We start from the raw sequence: 17,246 nt of genomic DNA on the forward strand, positions 1-17,246 counted from the left end.
GTCCGGTCGCCCGGGGCGGGCCAGGCGTGGGGCGGTGCCGCTCGGGGGTCGAGTGCGGCAGCGAGCGTCACGGACCCCTGTGGGGGCGCCGGAGGCGGGACCAGGTTCGGTGGCCCGGTCCGGTGGTCTGGTCTGGTGGTGGGTGGTTCCGGGTCAGGAGGTGGTGGTGGTCAGGGCTGTGACTGTGGTGGCGACGGCGGCCGGGAGGGCGGACAGGTGGTGGAGCGGGGTCTCCAGCGGGGTCAGGTCGTCCGACCAGTCGGCGGCCTCCCGGATCAGGGAGCGGGCCTCGTTCTTCGTCAGCGTCGTCCCCTGGGCGCGAGCCACCGCGATGAGCGCCTCCCGCCACGTGTTCGCCAGCTTGGCGTGCCCGTTGTCCAGGATCCTGCGCAGCACCGAGTCCGCCTCGCCCGGCGGCAGCGGCAGGCGTACGGCGTCCACCAGGCCGTCGCCCGCCTCGCTCAGCGTGTAGACGGCCGACAGCACCTCGGGCAGCGGGGGCGGTGAGCCGGGGCACAGCACGCGTACGTGCGCGGCGCGCGTGGCCAGGAGCAGGCGCGGCAGCGCCGCCTCCAGGCCCGCCGGCACGGCCACGGCCACCCGCTCCGGCGCGGCCGCGTACGGCTTCGCGAGCCACGTCGAGAGCCTGACCCGGGGCTGGGCGAGCTCCTTGGGCCAGTCGCCCACCAGCAGGTCGGGCCCGAACCCCGAAAGGGACTCCTCGGAGGCCGAGGGCGCGCTCACCGCGCTCTCCACGGCCTGGGGGCCCTGGGTGTAGATGGCGGTGGCCTGGCGGCTCAGCCGGGACTGAACGGCCGGGCGCGTCTTGGTGGTGGGCCGCAGGATGTACAGGTCGGCGGCCGAACCGATGGCCTCTGCCCCGAAATAGCGGTTGAAATCGGGATAGATGGCCTCGTAGGCGAGGTTGAGCTCCGAAAGCTCCTGCTGGACCTTGAGCGCCAGCATGGGGGTCCGCTCGCTCGCCCCGTACGCCAGCAGCACCCGCCCCTCGTCCTTCAGCCCCTCCACGGCCCGCGCCACGAACAGCCCCGTCCCCTCCGGCGTGTACGGCGGGTCGGTGAGCGCCAGGTCGTGGTCCCTGGCGGAGGCGGGCAGGCCGAGCCGCAGGTCGGCCCAGCGGGTGCGGACGCCCAGCCGCTGGTCGTCGATGTAGGCCAGGATGCGCTCGTCGACGTCGACCACCGTGACGTCGGTGCCGGGGTGGACCAGCTTGACGGCCAGCGAGGTCAGGTCGTGGTCGCCCACGCACAGCAGGCGGGCGCCGGGCAGCCAGAAACGGGCGCCGAGCAGCAGCGCCCGGCGCAGCACGGTCTCCGGCGTGGCCGAGACGTGGTCGAGCACGTGGCGGGCGCGCGGGGCCTTGGCGACGAGGGCGGTGAGGCGGTCGAGCACGTGGGCGTAGTGGGGGAGCAGGTGGGCCACCGGGTCCTCCGGCGGCGGGGCCACGGCGAGCAGGTCCTGATAGGCGGGCGTGTCGGCGAGCGGGACCCGCAGCCGGTCGCCGTCGCGCTCGAGGACGAGCTCGCGCAGCAGGGCCTCGACGGTACGCCTGGACGTGGCGGTCTCCCTGACCAGGCCGGACAGGGTCCACCACTGGCCGTCGCAGACCAGGGTCAGGGCGTGCCGCAACCGCCTGCTGTCTGCCCCGGCCTCGGCGAGCAACCGTTCGACCCCGTCGCGCTCCATGGGCAAACCCTATCGGGCCCCTGCCGGCATCCGGAGGACTCGCTCCCGGTGCCGCATTTCCGTCGTCTGGATCGGGAATTTCGCCGGCCAGGTCCGGGGTTTGGGATAGGGAGTTCGGATGTTGGGACCGACGCGAATGTTCGCAATGCGGACGCGGCGGGCACCATTCCGGCAGGGTGGGGTAACCTCTACCCACGATATGCAGCAGGGCCAACGTCGTCCCCGCCTGTAGAGCAGTTTGAGACAGACGAAGACGACGGGAGGGATTCAATGCCTGCTGCCCACCTCGGGTTCCCCGAGCCCCAGGGCCTGTACCACCCCGCCAACGAGCACGATGCCTGCGGTGTCGCCATGGTCGCCGACGTCGCGGGGCGCCGTGATCATGGCATCGTGGTCAAGGCGCTGACGGCGCTGTGCAATCTCGATCACCGGGGGGCCAAGGGTAGCGAGCCGGACACCGGCGACGGAGCCGGGATCCTGACGCAGATCCCCGACGGGTTCTACCGCGCGAGCGTGCCGTTCGCGCTGCCCTCCGCCGGTGCGTACGCGACCGGCATCGCCTTCCTGCCCTTCGACGGTGAGGCCAGGAGCGTGGCCACGCGGCTGATCGAGGAGATCGCCGCCGAGGAGGGCCTGACCGTGCTCGGCTGGCGGGAGCTGCCGGTCGACCGCGACCTGCCGGGGCCCAGCGCCCGGGCCGTGATGCCGCACTTCGCCCAGCTCTTCGTCGCCGCCCCTGACGGGCGTGAGGGGCTGGAGCTCGACCGGCTCGCGTTCTGCCTGCGCAAGCGGGCCGAGCACGAGGCCGACGTCTACTTCCCGTCGCTGTCCGCCCGGACGATCGTCTACAAGGGCATGCTCACGCCCGAGCAGGTCGAGCCGTTCTTCCCCGACCTGAGCGACGAGCGTTACGAGAGCGCGATCGCGCTGGTGCACTCGCGCTTCTCCACCAACACCTTCCCGAGTTGGCCGCTGGCCCACCCCTACCGCTACATCGCGCACAACGGCGAGATCAACACGGTCAAGGGCAACCGCAACTGGATGCGGGCTCGCGAGGCGATGCTGGAGTCCGCCCACATTCCAGGCGATATTTCTCGACTTTTCCCCATCTGTGACCCGGACGGCAGCGACACCGCCAGCTTCGACGAGGCCCTCGAGCTGCTGCACATCGGCGGCCGCAGCCTCCCGCACGCCGTGCTCATGATGATCCCCGAGGCGTGGGAGAACCACACCGAGATGGACCCGGCGCGCCGGGCCTTCTACGAGTTCCACTCCTCGATGATGGAGGCGTGGGACGGCCCGGCCTCGATCACGTTCACCGACGGCACCCTGGCCGGCGCCGTGCTCGACCGCAACGGCCTGCGCCCCGGCCGCTTCTGGGTGACCGCCGACGGCCTGGTCGTGCTGGCCTCCGAGGCTGGCGTGCTCGACTTCAAGCCCGAGGACGTGGTCCGCAAGGGCCGCCTGCAGCCGGGCCGCATGTTCCTCATCGACACCGCCCGCGGCAAGATCATCGAGGACGACGAGATCAAGGCCGAGCTCGCCGCCGAGCTGCCGTACGCCGACTGGCTGCACGCCGGTCTCGTCCGCTTCGAGGAGCTGCCGGCCCGCCAGCGCGAGATCCCCACGCACGAGGCGCTCGTCAAGCGGCAGCAGACCTTCGGCTACACCGAGGAAGAGCTGCGGATCATCCTGTCGCCGATGGCGAAGAGCGGTGCCGAGCCGATCGGCTCCATGGGCACCGACACGCCCGTCGCCGTGCTGAGCGAGAAGCCCCGGCTCCTGTTCGACTACTTCACCCAGCTGTTCGCGCAGGTCACGAACCCGCCGCTGGACGCCATCCGGGAAGAGCTGGTCACCTCCCTGGCCAGCACCATCGGACCCGAGGGCAACCTGCTGGACCCGGGGCCGAGCTCCTGCCGCCAGCTCGTGCTCCCGTACCCGGTGATCGACAACGACGAGCTCGCCAAGATCATCCACATCAACGACGAGCACGACCTGCCCGGCTTCCACCCGTACGTCATCAGCGGCCTGTACGAGGTCGCCGGCGGCGGCGAGGCGCTGCTGCGGCGGCTGCAGGAGATCAGGACCGAGGCGTCCCAGGCGATCGCGGACGGCGCGCGCATCATCGTGCTGTCCGACCGCGGCTCCTCCGACACCCTCGCCCCGATCCCGTCGCTGCTGCTGACCGGCGCGGTGCACCACCACCTGATCCAGGAGAAGACCCGCACCAAGATCGGCCTGGTCATCGAGACCGGCGAGGCCCGCGAGTGCCACCACATGGCGCTGCTGATCGGCTACGGCGCCGCCGCGATCAACCCCTACCTCGCGATCGAGACCATCGAGGACCTGGTCGACACCGGCGCGCTGCCGATCGACAAGCGCAAGGCCGTGCGCAACCTGATCAAGGCGTACGGCAAGGGCGTCATCAAGGTCATGTCCAAGATGGGCGTGTCCACGGTGGCCTCCTACACCGGCGCGCAGATCTTCGAGGCGCTCGGCCTGAGCCAGGAGGTCATCGACGCCTGCTTCACCGGCACCACCTCCCGCCTGGGCGGCGTCGGCTTCGACGTGCTGGCCGAAGAGGTCAGGCAGCGTCACCAGCACGCCTACCCGCGCGTGGAGAACGCCCACCGCAAGCTCCAGGTCGGCGGCGAATACCAGTGGCGGCGCGAGGGCGAGCCGCACCTGTTCAACCCCGAGACCGTCTTCAAGCTGCAGCACGCCACCAGGACCCGCCGCTACGAGATCTTCAAGGAGTACACGAACCTCGTGGACTCCCAGGCGGAGCGGCTGATGACCCTGCGCGGCCTGTTCAAGCTGCGCAAGGGGAGCCCGATCCCGATCGAGGAGGTCGAGCCGGTCTCCGAGATCGTCAAGCGGTTCTCCACGGGCGCGATGTCGTACGGCTCCATCTCGATGGAGGCACACGAGACGCTCGCCATCGCGATGAACCAGCTCGGCGGCAAGTCCAACACCGGTGAGGGCGGCGAGGACCCCGAGCGCCTGTACGACCCGGCCCGCCGGTCGGCGATCAAGCAGGTGGCCTCCGGCCGGTTCGGCGTCACCTCCGAATACCTGGTGAACGCGGCAGACCTGCAGATCAAGATGGCCCAGGGCGCCAAGCCCGGCGAGGGCGGCCAGCTGCCCGGCCACAAGGTCTACCCGTGGATCGCCAAGACCCGGCACTCCACGCCGGGCGTCGGCCTCATCTCGCCGCCGCCGCACCACGACATCTACTCGATCGAGGACCTGGCCCAGCTCATCCACGACCTGAAGAACTCCAACCCGGAGGCCAGGGTCCACGTGAAGCTGGTCGCCGAGGTCGGCGTCGGCACGGTCGCGGCGGGCGTGTCCAAGGCGCACGCCGACGTGGTGCTCATCTCCGGGCACGACGGCGGCACCGGCGCGTCGCCGCTGACGTCGCTCAAGCACGCGGGTGCCCCGTGGGAGCTCGGCCTGGCCGAGACCCAGCAGACGCTGCTGCTCAACGACCTGCGCGACCGCATCGTGGTCCAGGTCGACGGCCAGCTCAAGACCGGCCGCGACGTCGTCATCGCGGCGCTGCTCGGCGCCGAGGAGTACGGCTTCGCCACCGCTCCGCTGGTCGTCTCCGGCTGCGTGATGATGCGGGTCTGCCACCTCGACACCTGCCCGGTGGGCGTGGCCACGCAGAACCCCGAGCTGCGCAAGCGGTTCACCGGCAAGCCCGAGTTCGTGGTCAACTTCTTCGAGTTCATCGCCGAGGAGATCCGCGAATACCTGGCCGAGCTGGGCTTCCGCTCGCTCGACGAGGCGATCGGCCACGTCGAGATGCTCGACATGACGGCGGCCGAGGACCACTGGAAGGCCAGCGGCCTCGACCTGTCGCCGGTCCTGCACCAGCCCGAGCTGCCCGCGGGCACCGCGCTGCGCCGGATCGTCGGGCAGGACCACGGGCTGGAGCACGCGCTGGACAACACGCTCATCCAGCTCGCCGAGGGCGCCATCAAGGACGGCACCCCGGTCACACTCGAGCTGCCCATCCGCAACGTGAACCGTACGGTCGGCACCATGCTCGGCTACCAGGTCACCAAGCGCCACGGCGGCAAGGGCCTGCCGGAGAACACGATCGACATCTCGTTCACCGGCTCGGCGGGCAACTCGTTCGGCGCGTTCGTGCCGCGCGGGATCACGCTGCGGCTGACCGGCGACGCCAACGACTACCTCGGCAAGGGCCTGTCCGGCGGGCGGATCACCGTCCGGCCGCACGAGGAGGCCCCGCTCGACGGCCACATCATCTCCGGCAACGTCGCCCTGTACGGCGCCACGTCCGGCGAGGTGTTCATCCGCGGCGTCGTGGGCGAGCGGTTCTGCGTGCGCAACTCCGGCGCCACGGCGGTCGTCGAGGGCGTGGGCGACCACGGCTGCGAGTACATGACCGGTGGCAAGGCCGTCGTGCTCGGCCCGACCGGGCGCAACTTCGCGGCCGGCATGTCGGGCGGCATCGCGTACCTGCTGGACCTCAAGCCCGAGCGGGTCAACCGCGAGATGGTCGCCATCGAGGCGCTCACCGAGGAGGACACCGAGTTCCTCAAGGAGACGGTCGAGAAGCACTTCGCGGAGACCGGCTCGCCGGTCGCCAAGCAGCTGCTGGCCGACTGGGACGAGGCGCTCGGCCGGTTCGGCAAGATCATGCCGACCGACTACAAGAGGGTGATGGAGGCCGCCGAGGCCGCCCGCGCCGAAGGCAGGGACATCGACGAGGCGGTCATGGCCGCCGCGGTTCAGGGTTAAGGGAGGCGTACCGAATGGCTGACCCGAAGGGTTTTCTCACGCACGACCGGGAGCTGCCGGCGCGCCGCCCCGTGGACGTCCGCATCAGCGACTGGCGCGAGGTCTACCAGGACTTCTCGCAGGAGAAGCTGACCAAGCAGGCGGCCCGCTGCATGGACTGCGGCATCCCGTTCTGCCACAACGGCTGCCCGCTGGGCAACCTCATCCCCGAGTGGAACGACCTGGTCCACCGCACCGACTGGCGCGAGGCCATCGAGCGCCTGCACGCCACGAACAACTTCCCGGAGTTCACCGGCAGGCTCTGCCCGGCTCCGTGCGAGGCGGCGTGCGTGCTGGGCATCAACTCCGACCCGGTGGCGATCAAGCGGGTCGAGGTCGAGATCATCGACCGGGCGTTCGCCGAGGGCTGGGTGACCCCGCAGCCCCCGGCCGTCAAGACCGGCAAGAGGGTCGCGGTCGTCGGCTCCGGCCCCGCCGGGCTCGCCGCCGCCCAGCAGCTCACCAGGGCCGGGCACGACGTGGTGGTGTTCGAGCGGGCCGACCGGATCGGCGGCCTGCTGCGCTACGGCATCCCCGAGTTCAAGATGGAGAAGCGGCACATCGAGCGCCGCCTGGAGCAGATGCGGGCCGAGGGCACCGAGTTCCGCACCGGCGTGAACGTCGGCGTGGACATCACGGCCGCCGAGCTGCGCGAGCAGTTCGACGCCGTGGTGCTGTCCGGCGGCGCCACCCAGTGGCGCGACCTGCCGGTGACCGGGCGCGAGCTCAAGGGCGTCCACCAGGCGATGGAATACCTGCCGCTGTCGAACAAGGTCCAGGAGGGCGACTTCCCCAAGCCGCCCATCTCGGCCGAGGGCAAGCACGTGGTGGTGATCGGCGGCGGTGACACCGGCGCCGACTGCATCGGCACGGCGATCCGGCAGGGCGCCAAGTCCGTCGCCCAGCTCGAGATCATGCCGCAGCCGCCGGCCTCGCGGCCCGGCAGCCAGCCGTGGCCGACGTTCCCCATCCTGTTCAAGATGGAGAGCGCCCACGAGGAGCTGGCCGAGGGCGGGGGAGAGCGGGTGTACGCGGTCTCCACCACCGAGTTCGTCGGCGACGAGGACGGCAATGTGCGCGCGCTGCGGCTGGTCGAGGTCGAGGGCCCGCAGGCCGGGTTCAAGCCGATCCCGGGCACCGAGCGGGAGATCCCGGCCGAGCTGGTCACGCTGTCCATGGGCTTCCTCGGGCCGGAGAAGGGCGCGCTGCTGCAGGACCTGGCCGAGGTCGCCGGTGACGGCTTCTACGACGCCAGGGGCAACGTGTCCCGCGACAAGACGTACATGTCCAAGGTCGACGGCGTCTTCGTGGCCGGCGACATGGGCCGCGGGCAGTCGCTCATCGTGTGGGCCATCGCCGAGGGGCGGGCCGCCGCCTCCGGGGTGGACCGGTTCCTGACCGGCGACACGGCGCTGCCGTACCCGATCCTGCCGACGGCCCGTCCGCTGGTCTGAGCCGTCCCCGCCGGGGTCGTCCCGTACGGCCCCGGCAACGGCATGCGCCGGCTCGGCGGGCGCGGGCGATGGCGTCCCGGACGCGATGGCGTCCAGGACGCGCAACCACAGGCTGTTGCGCTGCTCAGGAGGCAGCTCGCCGAATTCGAGCGACAACCCCCCATCTTCGGGTTCCACGCCGGGACGCCGAAGCGGTGGTTGATCGGCATGGCGGGCAGTGGCGACAGGTCGACGACCAGCCGGGCCGGCGGCCCCGCCTCCTCCGCGCCGGCCGCCTGCCGCGCCGGCCCCCTGCCGGGCCGGGCGCTGTCGGGCCAGGTCGAACAGGGTAGGCCCGCTCAACCTCGCTCAGCCGCAGCGTCACCCCTATGGGTGCGCTTCGCCCACCATCGACCGAAATTTCACTACTAAGTTGCATCACTGGTTGACTGTCGGGAAGATTCAGGTTCTGCGGCAAGTCGGTGAGATGGGGGAACAATGCGGCGGGTCGCCTCTGGCTTGACGGCGCTGGCCGCCCTGGTCGCGGCCGGTGCCTGCTCGCCCGCCGCGTCCCGCGAGCCCGCCGCCCCGCAGGCCGAATACCTCGTCTTCTACGCCGGCGGAAAACAGCGCGCGGCCGAGGCCGCCGTCGAGCGCGCCGGCGGCACCACGGTCTCGGTGGACACCCGGCTCGGCTACCTCATGGCCAGCGGCGACGGCGACCGGTTCGAGGAGGCCGTGGGCGAGGACGGGGCCGTCGTCGGCGTCTCGCCGGACCGCCGCATCGGCTTCGCCACCGCCCGCCGCACCGCCGGAGCATTCCCCGACGCGGACTCGTTCACCAAGAGCCGGGGCGAGCCGCTCGCCGGCCGCCAGTGGGACATGCGGATGATCGGCGCCGACCGCGCCAACGCGAAGGCCCCCGGCACCAAGCAGGTCCTCGTCGGCGTCATCGACACCGGCGTCGACGGCAAGCACCCCGACCTCGCCGCCAACTTCAACCGCGAGCTCAGCCGCAACTTCGTCACCGACAAGCCCAAGGACGAGTACGGCGAGACGCTCGACGGCCCCTGCGAGGCCGCAAACTGCAAGGACGCCGTGGACGTGGACGACGACGGCCACGGCACGCACGTGGCCAGCACCATCGCCTCACCCGTGAACGGCAAGGGGATCGCCGGGGTCGCGCCCGCCGTCCAGATCGTGAACCTCCGGGCCGGCCAGGACTCCGGGTTCTTCTTCCTCAAGCCCAGCCTCGACGCCCTCACCTACGCCGGCGACATCGGCGTGGACGTCGTGAACATGAGCTACTTCGTCGACCCCTGGCTGTTCAACTGCGCCTCCAACCAGTCCGACACCAAGAAGCAGCAGCTCGAGCAGCGGGCCATCATCACCGGCATGCAGCGCGCCCTCGACTACGCCCGCCAGAAGGGCGTCACGCTCGTCTCCGCCCTCGGCAACGGCTCGACCGACCTCGGCCGACCGCAGGTCGACAAGCAGAGCCCCGGCTACCCCAAGGGCGACGAGAAGGAGCGCCGGATCGACAACTCCTGCATCAACGTGCCCGCCGAGTCCGGCGGCGTCATCTCCGTCTCCGCCCTCGGCCCCTCCGGCCGCAAGGCCATCTACAGCGACTACGGCGTCGAGCAGACCGACGTCTCGGCGCCCGGCGGCGACGTGCTCGACGGGCAGGGCACCAAGGCCACCCGGTCCATCCTGGCCGCCGCGCCCGAGCACGTGCTGCGCGCCGCGGGGCGCATCGACGCCTCCGGCGAGCCCAAGGGCGCGGACGTCGTCAAGGACTGCACCGGCGGCACCTGCGCCTACTACCAGTACCTCGAAGGCACCTCCATGGCCTCTCCGCACGCCGCCGGCGTCGCCGCGATCCTCGTCAGCCGCTTCGGCAAGCCGGGCAAGGGCGGGCTCGACCTCGCTCCCGCCACCGTGGAGGAGCTGCTCTACAAGACCGCCGCGCAGAAGGCGTGCCCCTCGCCCCGCCAGTACGTCTACAAGGCGTTCGGCCAGACCGAGACGCACGACTGCGAGGGCGGGACCGCCGACAACGGCTTCTACGGCCACGGCATCGTGGACGCCTGGAAGGCGGCCACCGTCGAGCCTTGAGAGCTTCTGAGGTACGGACCCGAGATCCGGGAGGCGGGGGCCACCGGGCGATGAGGTGTGGACGCCGGGGCTGCGGCTCCCTACCGTCAAGTCATGATGTATCGCCTTCTCGCGGACGCCGCGATGGTGGTGCACTTCACCTTTCTCGTCTACATGGCCGTGGGCGGGTTCGTCGCATGGCGCTGGCGGCGTACTATCTGGGCGCACCTCGCAGTCGCCGCATGGGGGGTGCTCTCGATCCTGACCGGCGTCGAATGCCCGCTGACCCTCGTCGAGGACTGGGCGCGCCGCCACGCCGGACAGGAGGCACTGCCCGCAAGCGGCTTCATCGACCACTACATCGAAGGCGTGATCTACCCGGAGCAGTACACGAACTTGGCGAGACTGGGGGTCGCCGTTCTCGTTCTGTTCTCCTACGCCGGGTACGTTCTCCGTCGTCAATGACTGCCAAGTGGTCTGTACCAATTAAGGTAGGACTCGTGACTCGTCGTGCGAAAATCGTCTGCACCCTAGGCCCCGCCACTTCCTCCAAAGAACGCCTCCGCGAGTTGATCGCCGCAGGCATGGACGTGGCACGGTTCAACCTCAGCCATGGCAATCATGACATGCACAGAGAGGTCTACGACCGGGTCAAGGAGGTGGCGGCCGACCTCGGCCGCGGCGTAGGCGTGCTCGCCGACCTGCAAGGTCCCAAGATCCGGGTCGGCACCTTCGAAGAAGGCCCCGTCCGGCTGGGCTTCGGTGACGTCTTCGCCATCACCACCGAAGACGTGCCGGGCGACCGCGAGCAGGTCTCCACCACCTACAAGGGCCTGCCCAACGACGTCCGCCCCGGTGACACGATCCTGGTCGACGACGGCCGCCTCGTGCTTGAGGCCACCCGCGTCGAGGGTGACCGCGTCATCACCCGCGTCGTCATCGGCGGCATGATCTCCGACAACAAGGGCCTCAACCTGCCGGGCATCAACGTCAGCGCCCCGGCGCTCACCGACAAGGACGAGGCCGACCTGCGCTGGGCGCTGCGCACCGGCTTCGACATGATCGCCCTGTCGTTCGTCCGCCGCCCGTCCGACGCCGACGTGGTGCGCAACATCATGGAGCAGGAGGCCGTACGCCTCCCGCTGCTCGCCAAGATCGAGAAGCCGCAGGCCGTCGACCGCCTCCCTGACATCGTCGAGGCCTTCGACGGCATCATGGTGGCCCGCGGCGACCTCGGCGTCGAGCTGCCGCTGGAGCAGGTCCCGATCGTGCAGCGGCGCATCATCGAGCTGTGCCGCGAGAAGGCCCGCCCGGTCATCGTCGCCACCCAGATGCTCGACTCGATGATGAACTCCCCGCGCCCCACCCGCGCCGAGGCCTCCGACGTGGCCTACGCGGTCATGGACGGCGCCGACGCGGTCATGCTGTCCGGCGAGACCTCGGTCGGCAACTACCCGATCGAGGCCGTCTCCACGATGGACCGCATCGCCTGCGCCGCGGAGAAGGCCTCCCTGCACGCCACGCACACGCTGGAGCGCATGCCGGAGACCACCGGCGGCGCCATCGCCCGTGCCGCGGCCGAGGTCGGGGCGATCGTGGGGGCCAAGGCGCTGGTGGCGTTCACCATGTCGGGGGAGACGGCGCGGCGGCTGGCCCGCTACCGCTCGCCGATCCCGCTGCTGGCCTTCACCTCCGCGCCCCACGTGCGCGGGCAGCTCTCGCTGACGTGGGGGGTGGAGACGTTCCACGTGCCGTTCGTGCACCACACGGACGACATGGTGCGGCAGGTGGAGGCGTCGCTGCTGTCGCTGGGGAGGCTGGAGAAGGGTGACAAGGTGGTCATCGTGGCCGGCTCCCCTCCCGGCACCCCCGGCTCCACCAACGCCCTGCGCGTCCACACCATCGGCTCCGCCGTCAGCCACGCGCACTGACCTTTCTCCGCCGCCGAGGCCGCTGACCCAGGTCAGCGGCCTTTCCGTTCACGCTGCGCCGTGGCTTTCCACTCGCCGCACTTCGGCTGCTGGCCCTCCAGGAAACGGCCGCTGACCCGACGTCAGCGGCCTTCTCGTTCACGCTCCGCCGTGGCCTGCCACCCGCCGCACTTCGGCTGACGGCCCTCCAGGAAACGGTCGCTGACCCTTCACCGGCTCAGCGCCGTTACGGAGCGCACTGTGGGCCTCTGACGTGGTGCGAAGGATCCCCTGACGCGATCCGAAGACGGCCCGGCCACCGCACCGGCCCAGGTCAGTCGTTGGCGTGCAGGGCGGCGTTGAGTTCGATGCCGCCACCCTTGCGCGGCACCGCCTCCACCGCGCCCGACTGCGAGTTGCGCCGCAGCAGGATGCCGTCCGACCCCGACAGCTCGGCCGCCTTGACCACCGTGCCGTCCGGCAGGGCGACCTTGGTGCCCGCCGTCACGTACAGACCGGCCTCCACCACGCAGTCGTCGCCCAGCGAGATGCCCAGGCCCGAGTTCGCGCCCAGCAGGCAGCGCTCGCCCACCGAGATGACCTGCTTGCCGCCGCCCGACAGCGTCCCCATGATCGAGGCGCCACCTCCGACGTCGGAGCCGTCGCCGACGACCACACCGGCCGAGATGCGGCCCTCGACCATGGACGCGCCGAGCGTGCCCGCGTTGAAGTTCACGAACCCCTCGTGCATGACCGTGGTGCCGCCGGCCAGGTGCGCCCCCAGCCGTACGCGGTCGGCGTCGGCGATCCGTACCCCCGAGGGCAGCACGTAGTCGACCATGCGCGGGAACTTGTCCACCCCGTACACCGTCACCGGCCCCTTCGCCCGCAGCCGCAGCCGCGTACGCTCGAAGTCCGGCACCGGGCACGGCCCGAAGTTGGTCCACACCACGTTGGCCAGCAGGCCGAAGATCCCGTCCAGGTTGACCCCGTTCGGCCGGACCAGGCGGGCGGAGATCAGGTGCAGGCGCAGATAGACGTCATGCGTGTCGGCCGGCGGCTCGGAGAGCTTGGCGATGCCGGTGCGCACCGCCACCACCTCCACGCCCCGCGCCGCGTCGGGGCCGATCAGCTCGGCCAGCTCGCCGGCCTCCTCGGTGGACAGCCGCCGCGTGCCCGACTCGGGCGCGTCGCCCAGCTCGGGGGCGGGGAACCAGGTGTCGAGTACGGTGCCGTCGGCGGCGATGGTCGCGAGGCCGGTGCCGACGGCGCCGGTCGAAGTGGGATCGATAGCAGTCACGGGCCAAAAATACCGTTTCGCAGGTCAGCCGAGGGCGCCCAGGTCGGCCGAGAGCCAGCGTTCCGGCCGCATCCTGAAGGTCACGAGCACGTTCAGATCCGAGCCCTGGACGTACCCCGACACGGCGTCGGGCGGCAGGTAGCGGGCCGAGATCCGGGTCAGGTCCTCCATCGTCGTCGGCCCGGAGTGCACGAGCGGCCCCTCCACCGAGACGTACCGGTAGGTCGGGCTGACCCGCTGCACCATCATCGAGAACCGGCCGGCCTTCGAGATCAACCTGGCCTTCAGCGAGTCGCCGTCCGTCAGGAACCGGATCTCGCCGCCGGGACTGTAGTCGTACCAGACGGGCACCGTCAGCGGCGCCCGCCCGTCACCCGCCTCCACGGCCAGGCTCGCGATGTGCGGCTCCGCCAGGAACGCCTCCCGCACCGCCACGCTCAACGGCATCCCGCCCCACCCCCCGTATTCATCGATCTTGAACGGGCTATTCCCGGTGGGAGCGATCCCGAAAAGTCCCCCACCCCATCCATCGCCGGCCCCAGGACCGCAGTGGCGGCCAGGCGGACGTCATCCCGGAGCGCAGGGCAGCGGCGGCCGGCCCCCTCGGTCACCCCGGCGCGTGCGCGAGGCGCCCGGCCACCTCGGTCACCCCGGCGCGTGCGCGAGGCGCCCGGCCACCTCGGTCACCCCGGCGCGTGCGCCAGGCGCCCGGCCACCTCCGTCGCCGTGCGCACGAACGCGGCCAGCGCTCGCGACCGAGTCTCCTCCGCCCACGCCAGCACCACCGTCGTCGGCTCCGCGTCCAGGACCGGAACGCACGCCAGATCGCGCCGTATCTGCCCCCTGACCGACTCCGGCGCCACCACGATCATCTTCCCCAAGGCCACGAGCTGCATCAACATCGCCGGATCGGTGACCTCCGGGTGCCGCCCCGGCCAGCGGGGCGTCGGGTCGGCGTCGAGGTCGGCCAGGCACACGGAGGCCCGCCCCGCCAGCGGATGCCCCACGGGCATGACGGCCACGGTGCCCTCCACCCGCAGCGGCTCGCTGTCGAACCCCGTCAGGTCCTCGTACGGAACGTGCAGGAACGCCACGTCCGCCGTGCCGTCACGGACCAGCTGGGCCCGCTGCGCCACCCCGCACAGCGCCAGCTCCACGTCCACCGCGTCGGGATGGGAGCCGTAGGCGGTCAGGATGTCCGGCAGCAGCCCCCCGTCGCCGCCCGGCTTGAGCGCCACCACCAGCCGGGGCGCTGCCAGCCCGGCCCGCCGCGTACGCGCCGTCGCCGCGGCCACCGCGTCGAGCACCTTCGCCGCCTCCCGGGCCAGCACCTCACCCGCCGGCGTCAGCGACACCCCACGGCTGGAGCGGTCGAACAACCGCACCCCGAGCCGCCGCTCCAGCTGCTGGATCGCCCGGGACAGCGGCGGCTGCGCCATGCCCAGCCGCGCGGCCGCCCGCCCGAAGTGCAGCTCCTCCGCGACGGCGGCGAAATAGGCCAGCTCGCGCGTCTCCATACCTCCAGGGTATTGCCCATGACCCACCCGGTGTTGGCCCGCGGCCCGGACCCGATGATGTGCTTCCTGACATGACCGAAAACACCACCACCGCCCTGGTGACCGGGGCGAACAAGGGCATCGGGTACGAGGTCGCCGCCGGGCTCGCGGCCCGGGGCATGACCGTCCTGCTCGGCTGCCGCGACCGCGCCCGCGGCGAGGAGGCGGCCGACCGCCTGCGCGCGACCGGGGCCGACGTGCGCCCGATCCTCCTCGACGTCACCGACCCCGCCACCGTCCAGGCCGCCGCCGGCTCCCTCACCCGCCTCGACGTGCTCGTCAACAACGCCGGCATCTCCGGCCCCATAGGCCCGCAGCCCAGCGCCACGGACGCGCGCACGATGCGCGAGGTCTTCGAGACGAACGTCATCGGCGTCCTCACCGTCACCAACGCCATGCTCCCCCTCCTCAGACGCTCACCCGCGGCCCGCATCGTGAACGTCTCCAGCGGCGTCGGCTCCCTGACCCACCACACCGACCCCGCCCACTACATGTCCGGCCTGCCCGCCTCCGCGACCTATCCGCCGTCGAAGACCGCGCTCAACTCCCTGACCGTCCAGTACGCCAAGGAGCTCCACAAGGACGGCATCCTGGTCAACGCCGCCGCCCCCGGCGCCTGCGCCACCGACTTCACCAAGGACCTCCCCTTCTCCATCACCCGCACGGCGGCGGACGGGGCCGCGATCATCATCGAACTGGCCACCCTCGGCCCGGACGGCCCGACGGGCGGCTTATTCGACGACGCCGGAACGGTGCCCTGGTAGCTCCCGGGCGATCCCGGGTCAGTATTTGGGGCCGACGTAGCGGTCGAGCAACGCGACGGCCTCCCGCCTGGCGACGGACAGCTCGTTGCGCTTGTTGAACCGCCAGGCGACACCGAGGAGATCGAGCGCTTCGCCGCAGAGGGCGAGGATGTCCGAGGATTCGTTCTTGAACAGGTAACGGGGATATTCGTACCAGCGGATTCCGCCGGAGAGGTCGTGCCGGACACGGTTGAGCCCCCGATAGCCGTCGGAGTGCATGAGCCCTCTCACCAACGGCCCGGGATGAGCCGTGACGATCTCCCGTTGCCAGTCATGGAGCACGATCGCGCGGTTGTGCTTCCTGCCGGGCCCGTGCTGGGGGAAGAGGTGCGGCCAGTGCTTGGAGTAGGAGTTGACATCCTTGCAGCCCCGCTTCTGGATGACACGGACCTTGTTGGTCGGCCGGACGGCCTGAAGGGCTTCGACACATTCCTGAACGAGGCCCGGCCACCTGTCGGCGCATGCGATGCGCAGCGCCCAGACCTGCTTGGCCTGATCGCCGACCCAGCAGATGCAGCCGTCGCCGAGATAGAGGCCCAGGAGGTAGGCGTAGGCGTCCGGCGGCTCGGGGGCGTGCGGCACCTCGGTGCAGCGAGGGCAGGTGCCGGTCATCGGTGAGCGACCAGGCCTGTCCCGCCACGCGCGGACAGTGGATCGGTGAACCCCGGTCTGGCGGCTCGCCTCGCTGAGGCTCAGCCCCGAAGCCAGTAGCCTGAGCGCCCGGTCACGTACGGCGAGATCATACATGCGGAGAGTGTGACACCGGGGTACGACAAAACCGCCCAGCCGTAGGCCGGGCGGTTGTCGGTGCCCCGGGTGGGACTCGAACCCACACTGTACGGGTTTTGAATCCGCTCCCTCATGCCAATTGGGGTACCGGGGCCGGAATCCGGACAAATCCCGAATTCACCCGTATCACGCAGCCAGAAGCTTAGCTCAACCTGGGGCCACGCAGATCCGGCGTGGATCTAATCTACCGGACGTCTGTACTCTTCTGCTCGTGAGTACGCAGCGGCGAGTAGTGATCGCGGAAGACGAGGCCCTGATCCGCCTCGACCTCAAGGAGATGCTCCAGGAGGACGGCTACGTCGTCGTGGGCGAGGCCGGTGACGGTGAGCAGGCGATCCGGCTGGCCGCCGAGCTGAGGCCCGATCTCGTCATCCTGGACGTGAAGATGCCCGTGCTCGACGGCATCTCGGCGGCCGAGCGGATCGTGTCCGAGCGGATCGCCCCCTGCCTCATTCTGACCGCCTTCTCCCAGCGGGATCTGGTGGAGCGGGCGAGGGACGCGGGGGCGATGGCCTACCTGGTCAAGCCGTTCACGAAGGCGGATCTGGTGCCGGCGATCGAGATGGCGGTCAGCCGGCACGAGGAGATGGTGGCGCTGGCGGCCGAGGTGTCGAGCCTGTCGGAGCGGCTGGAGACCAGGAAGCTGGTGGAGCGGGCCAAGGGGCAGCTGATGGCGCAGCACGGCTGGAGCGAGCCGCAGGCGTTCCGGTGGATCCAGAAGGCGTCGATGGATCGGCGGCTGAGCATGCGTGAGGTTGCTCAGATCGTTATAGATGACACGGCGGAGCGATCCTGAAAAAGCCCTATATCAGGTGATTTGACCCGTTGGGTTGTGG

12 protein-coding genes and 1 tRNA gene are annotated in these 17,246 nt (G+C 70.7%); 7 read left to right on the forward strand and 6 right to left on the reverse strand.

Annotated elements, in window-relative coordinates; translation table 11 throughout:
* Nucleotides 1-153 precede the first annotated feature (153 nt).
* Nucleotides 154-1,707, reverse strand: a complete 1,554-nt coding sequence (locus AB0J69_RS19095) for a bis-aminopropyl spermidine synthase family protein (RefSeq protein ID WP_364118540.1) — start codon at nucleotides 1,705-1,707, stop codon at nucleotides 154-156.
* A gap of 270 nt (nucleotides 1,708-1,977) precedes the next feature.
* Here AB0J69_RS19095 and gltB point away from each other — a divergent pair, with 270 nt between their 5' ends.
* The 5 genes from gltB (at nucleotide 1,978) to pyk (ending at nucleotide 11,983) form a co-directional block, all read left to right on the forward strand.
* Nucleotides 1,978-6,483, forward strand: a complete 4,506-nt coding sequence (gltB, locus tag AB0J69_RS19100; protein WP_364118541.1) for a glutamate synthase large subunit — start codon at nucleotides 1,978-1,980, stop codon at nucleotides 6,481-6,483.
* A gap of 14 nt (nucleotides 6,484-6,497) precedes the next feature.
* Nucleotides 6,498-7,976 carry a glutamate synthase subunit beta gene (locus AB0J69_RS19105; protein ID WP_364118543.1) on the forward strand — a complete coding sequence of 493 codons (1,479 nt, stop codon included), beginning with the start codon at nucleotides 6,498-6,500 and terminating at the stop codon, nucleotides 7,974-7,976.
* A gap of 477 nt (nucleotides 7,977-8,453) precedes the next feature.
* Nucleotides 8,454-10,073: a S8 family serine peptidase gene (locus tag AB0J69_RS19110; protein WP_364118545.1), complete on the forward strand. Its 1,620-nt coding sequence runs from the start codon at nucleotides 8,454-8,456 to the stop codon at nucleotides 10,071-10,073.
* Nucleotides 10,074-10,166: 93 nt separating this feature from the next.
* The gene (locus AB0J69_RS19115; protein WP_364118547.1) at nucleotides 10,167-10,517 is read left to right on the forward strand and encodes a DUF2784 domain-containing protein; all 351 of its coding nucleotides are present in this window, start codon (nucleotides 10,167-10,169) and stop codon (nucleotides 10,515-10,517) included.
* Between the two features lie 35 nt (nucleotides 10,518-10,552).
* On the forward strand, nucleotides 10,553-11,983 hold the full coding sequence (gene pyk / locus AB0J69_RS19120; RefSeq protein ID WP_364118548.1) for a pyruvate kinase: 1,431 nt from the start codon (nucleotides 10,553-10,555) through the stop codon (nucleotides 11,981-11,983).
* A gap of 313 nt (nucleotides 11,984-12,296) precedes the next feature.
* On the opposite strand, the gene dapD is transcribed toward pyk, so the two are convergent.
* The 3 genes from dapD to AB0J69_RS19135 form a co-directional block, all read right to left on the reverse strand.
* Nucleotides 12,297-13,262, reverse strand: coding sequence for a 2,3,4,5-tetrahydropyridine-2,6-dicarboxylate N-succinyltransferase (dapD, locus tag AB0J69_RS19125; RefSeq protein WP_364118550.1), 966 nt, complete (start codon nucleotides 13,260-13,262; stop codon nucleotides 12,297-12,299).
* Between the two features lie 24 nt (nucleotides 13,263-13,286).
* Nucleotides 13,287-13,709: a pyridoxamine 5'-phosphate oxidase family protein gene (locus AB0J69_RS19130; RefSeq protein WP_364118551.1), complete on the reverse strand. Its 423-nt coding sequence runs from the start codon at nucleotides 13,707-13,709 to the stop codon at nucleotides 13,287-13,289.
* A gap of 236 nt (nucleotides 13,710-13,945) precedes the next feature.
* Nucleotides 13,946-14,779 carry a LysR family transcriptional regulator gene (locus AB0J69_RS19135; RefSeq protein WP_364118553.1) on the reverse strand — a complete coding sequence of 278 codons (834 nt, stop codon included), beginning with the start codon at nucleotides 14,777-14,779 and terminating at the stop codon, nucleotides 13,946-13,948.
* A 71-nt stretch (nucleotides 14,780-14,850) separates the two neighbouring features.
* Between AB0J69_RS19135 and AB0J69_RS19140 the strand changes: the two genes are divergently transcribed.
* Entirely contained in the window at nucleotides 14,851-15,582 is a 732-nt protein-coding gene (locus AB0J69_RS19140; protein WP_364118555.1) for an SDR family oxidoreductase, read from the forward strand.
* Nucleotides 15,583-15,600: 18 nt separating this feature from the next.
* Here AB0J69_RS19140 and AB0J69_RS19145 read toward each other — a convergent pair whose 3' ends face one another.
* Nucleotides 15,601-16,368, reverse strand: coding sequence for a helix-turn-helix domain-containing protein (locus tag AB0J69_RS19145; protein ID WP_364118557.1), 768 nt, complete (start codon nucleotides 16,366-16,368; stop codon nucleotides 15,601-15,603).
* Nucleotides 16,369-16,429: 61 nt separating this feature from the next.
* Nucleotides 16,430-16,504 (reverse strand) — tRNA-Leu (locus AB0J69_RS19150).
* Nucleotides 16,505-16,621: 117 nt separating this feature from the next.
* Between AB0J69_RS19150 and AB0J69_RS19155 the strand changes: the two genes are divergently transcribed.
* On the forward strand, nucleotides 16,622-17,206 hold the full coding sequence (locus AB0J69_RS19155; RefSeq protein WP_364118559.1) for a response regulator: 585 nt from the start codon (nucleotides 16,622-16,624) through the stop codon (nucleotides 17,204-17,206).
* Nucleotides 17,207-17,246: the final 40 nt, after the last annotated feature.

The sequence above is a fragment of the Nonomuraea sp. NPDC049709 genome (assembly GCF_040674815.1).
In the GTDB taxonomy this organism is placed as follows: Bacteria; Actinomycetota; Actinomycetes; order Streptosporangiales; family Streptosporangiaceae; genus Nonomuraea.